Below are 3,437 nucleotides of genomic sequence, written 5' to 3'. Positions count from 1 at the left end.
CACTACTAGCTTCAGCTTCTACATAGTAAACAGCATTTTCTTCCAAAGTTAGTTTCTTGTTATGCTTAATGCTGACCACTCCACCTTTCGGGTCCCGTTTAGACGGCAACAAAGCAAACTGATGCGTATATTGCCCATCCGTACTCTCTCGCACTTCTGCACCAAGGTAAACCACTACCGCTTTAACAACAACAGCTTCTTTTTCAAAGCTATTCAACAGATCTTTAGCTTTCGCCATATTTCTACACACCGTACAATTACAACGCTTTTTTGTGCCGGTGTCCTCAATTATCCATATAGAACACAAAAAAGTCGCAATCAACAGAGACCCTCTAAAGAGGGGCCACGTCAATTGCGACTATCTATTTTTCCAAAGTTAAACAAATCCTCTAAATCATAGAGAATAGCATAAAATGCTTGAATTCCTACCACAAATGCGATAGAATATTAAGGTAAATAAGAAAAATATTGATAGCCATTGGCGTGGCTGTTTCGGAAATTGGACTGTTTGGCGACAGTCCTTTTTACATTCCTAACATACTGTTATTATACACTAATCCAAAAATGCTCGCAACATTTTGGACATCGAACCCACCCTCCCTCCTCCGCCTATAATCAGGCTTTCGCTTCGATAGATCTTACAACTTTTAGTTGCTCCACTTCCTTTTCTAAAAGTTCCATTTTAGCTAATTCTCGCTCCCGTTTACGTTCAATATCCCGATATCTACGAGACGAAACATAATTTTTGATATACAGAGTATTATTAGCTAGATAGTCATCCCATGTCTCATTATGCTCTAAGCAATATTCCACCAAATCAGCAAACTCCAGAACATCATTATCAATAATGAAATGCATAATCTCTTTACGAGTTTCCCGATCCTCTCCAATTGTAGATTTAAAATAAGGTTCAATATCATACTGACCTATAATCTTAATATCAGATCGGTTATACTGATACTTTTCTGGGTTATCAATATGCGTAAAATATCGCACTAACCCTTTAGGATTTGAGCATTTTTGAGGTCTGGCAATACCTTTAAGTTTCCTACCCCATTCGGCAAGCATACTCATTCTAATCCAAGACGACCCCGCACTAACCAAAATATGGTAATGCGGTTTTTTCTTCGTTCCATCAGGATTTACATCTTTTTCGTGGTAAGGGGAAATGACCATGTCATACATATCTTGTTGCATAATCTCAAGCCAATCCTCAGGCATATCATCAGGATACACAACCAGAGTATAATTCTTCGCCCTATCAGTATTCGGATAGGTCTCATACGCCCAAGCTGGCTCTAGGTTTTCCTCTACACCTATCAATTCTTCAACCATTCAATTTCTCCATTTTCCGTTCTCAGTTCTCAGTTCTCCCTTGGGGGTGTCGTAGTCCCCCAAGGGAGTCAATCCCGATACCAATCAGGATCAAACCCATTATTAATCAGCTCCCTTTCCGCCTTCAGTGCCTCTTCCTTCAGCTTTTCCGCCTGCCTAAAATGGACATCTGAACCTCCGAAATCACCCATGGCATACTGCATACCTTGAGCAAATTCGCGATCTGCTTCCCTTTTCTTATCTTGCCACTCCGTGAACAATTCCGGTTCTTTTTTAGACCATTCAGCCAAATAATTTTTAAGTTTAGCTTCTCTACGTTCTCGGATTCTATCCAACACAAATTTAAACATAGTTTTTTTCCTTTTTTCTTTCCAGATTTTCGCTGACTTATTCCACGGTCCACTTGACAGCAAGTAACCTTCGCTGACGTCCTGCTGACGTGTCCACCCGTCGGCCTAAAGCCTCTCGGCTGGCACGTGCTAGCGTACTCTGCTCAGCTTGCCATCAAGTGGCTTTCGCGGCATAAGCTCAAATCACACTAAATTGTTATACGATCGCTTTCGTCCGATGTCATACAATTTTTGGAACGTATCGAGAGTATTTAGCCCATTCTGATACAAGTTCGGGACGAAGAACATACTTGGTTGCGTGCTATGTCCAGATAGGAAATACCATCCTCTGTACTTCCCTGGGTTATTAGTAACCCTATCAGCATACCCAGATGAAAAAATCTGAGTAACCATTTCTGAGGTAGACTTACCGAGCAATAAACGCAAACAAGCATTACTGCGGATCCCAGCAGGAGCAGAATTAACATCAGCTACCTGCAGGAGATCAATAAGGATATACAAAGAACTACGGCCAACCATTGCGATATTCTTCAAGTAAGCGTGTAATTTGGTTTTATCCTTACCTAACGCCTCAGATAAGGCCCCTAATTCCTCACAGAAGATAAATACCGGTCTAGCATTCAGATCTTTACCATTCAAGCCTACAACGCCTCTAGAAGCGATCTCTGACCCTATACGCTCATTCCTGATATTCATATCCTGTACTAGTCGATCAAGCAGATCAAGAATGTCATCAGGTGTAGACGCTACATTTTGGGACCCTAAAATCTTTTTAAAACCGCTCAACTCTTGTTTGTAGTCAAGAATATAAACATCAGCTCCAGCACCTAGTGCTTGGGCAAGCAAGGCTAATGCCGTAGTTGTTTTATACGATCCTGTAAGCCCCGAAATAATCGCATGTGGCTGCGATGGATAATCCCAGTAAAGTGGCTCATTACCAGCCATCAGTTGCAACCTATAAGGGTCTTCTGGAACCAGATCTTCAATCGATCGAGGAACGTATGACAAATCAGTAGTTACATCAGCTAACTCAAAGCGATAGTACAAACCATCAGCGGTTTGTATCGGTTCAGACACCGCATAACCAGCATATTTACCGGTCCTCAAAGAAGAGTTTACCGCTTCCGCTACTTTTGCGACATCTGATACTGATGGCAACTTCTCTACCTGCAGTACCGTGCGATTATCCTCTACGAGGAAATCGCACGCTGGGACATCTACAACTGATTCGCCTACAATCTTCCGCACAAGTCCAGCGGATAACAAACCTTTTTCTACGTCCTTAATCGCACGTCTATGCGTCATATATCCGCTATAACCGCCAAAGGTTTTCAGATCTTTAGCAAACCTTACAACCCTAACAGTCAATACAAGCAAGACCACAAGAAAAGCTACCAGTAAAAACCAAAAGCTAAAGACTGACAACCAATCCAGAACCACACCTAAGCGATCTAAAGCAACCGTAAGCATTCGGACCAGCCAAGCAAAGACTAACACGGGCAATATGCTGGACCTGTCACAAGCAGGCACTTATGATTTCGTGACCTGCTACTCGGATTCTATCTGCTATATGCAGGACGAGGTGGAAGTAGGGGATGTCTTTAAAGAAGTCTACAATGCCCTTAATGAAGATGGGTTTTTTATCTTTGATGTCCACTCAACCTACCAGACGGATGAGGTGTTTCCAGGCTATTCTTACCACGAAAACGCAGAAGACTTTGCCATGCTCTGGGATACCTATGAGGATGCGGC

4 protein-coding genes and 1 pseudogene are annotated in these 3,437 nt (G+C 42.3%); 1 reads left to right on the top strand and 4 read right to left on the bottom strand.

Going from position 1 to position 3,437, the window contains the following annotated elements; genetic code table 11:
• The 4 genes from QM351_RS10255 to QM351_RS10240 all read right to left on the bottom strand — a co-directional run.
• The coding region (locus QM351_RS10255) for a hypothetical protein (RefSeq protein ID WP_414327296.1) at positions 1-238 on the bottom strand (238 nt) is incomplete at its 3' end.
• 377 nt (positions 239-615) lie between these two features.
• Positions 616-1,335 carry a replication protein gene (locus QM351_RS10250; RefSeq protein ID WP_414327295.1) on the bottom strand — a complete coding sequence of 240 codons (720 nt, stop codon included), beginning with the start codon at positions 1,333-1,335 and terminating at the stop codon, positions 616-618.
• Between the two features lie 68 nt (positions 1,336-1,403).
• Positions 1,404-1,685, bottom strand: a complete 282-nt coding sequence (locus QM351_RS10245) for a hypothetical protein (RefSeq protein WP_414327294.1) — start codon at positions 1,683-1,685, stop codon at positions 1,404-1,406.
• A 183-nt stretch (positions 1,686-1,868) separates the two neighbouring features.
• Positions 1,869-3,155, bottom strand: coding sequence for an FtsK/SpoIIIE domain-containing protein (locus tag QM351_RS10240; RefSeq protein ID WP_414327293.1), 1,287 nt, complete (start codon positions 3,153-3,155; stop codon positions 1,869-1,871).
• 28 nt (positions 3,156-3,183) lie between these two features.
• Between QM351_RS10240 and QM351_RS10235 the strand changes: the two are divergent.
• Positions 3,184-3,437: pseudogene (locus tag QM351_RS10235) on the top strand (SAM-dependent methyltransferase); the annotation flags it as partial.

This window comes from Streptococcus parasanguinis (genome assembly GCF_047465465.1).
Taxonomy (GTDB): Bacteria; Bacillota; Bacilli; order Lactobacillales; family Streptococcaceae; genus Streptococcus; species Streptococcus parasanguinis_AI.
The sequence above is the reverse complement of the archived record's forward strand: the minus strand, read 5'-3'. Positions and strand labels throughout refer to the sequence as shown.

Excerpts from the sequence above, each read along its gene's own strand:
- QM351_RS10250 (WP_414327295.1), bottom strand. The coding sequence starts at position 1,335 with ATGGTTGAAGAATTGATAGGTGTAGAGGAAAACCTAGAGCCAGCTTGG.
- QM351_RS10245 (WP_414327294.1), bottom strand. The coding sequence starts at position 1,685 with ATGTTTAAATTTGTGTTGGATAGAATCCGAGAACGTAGAGAAGCTAAA.
- QM351_RS10240 (WP_414327293.1), bottom strand. The coding sequence starts at position 3,155 with ATGCTTACGGTTGCTTTAGATCGCTTAGGTGTGGTTCTGGATTGGTTG.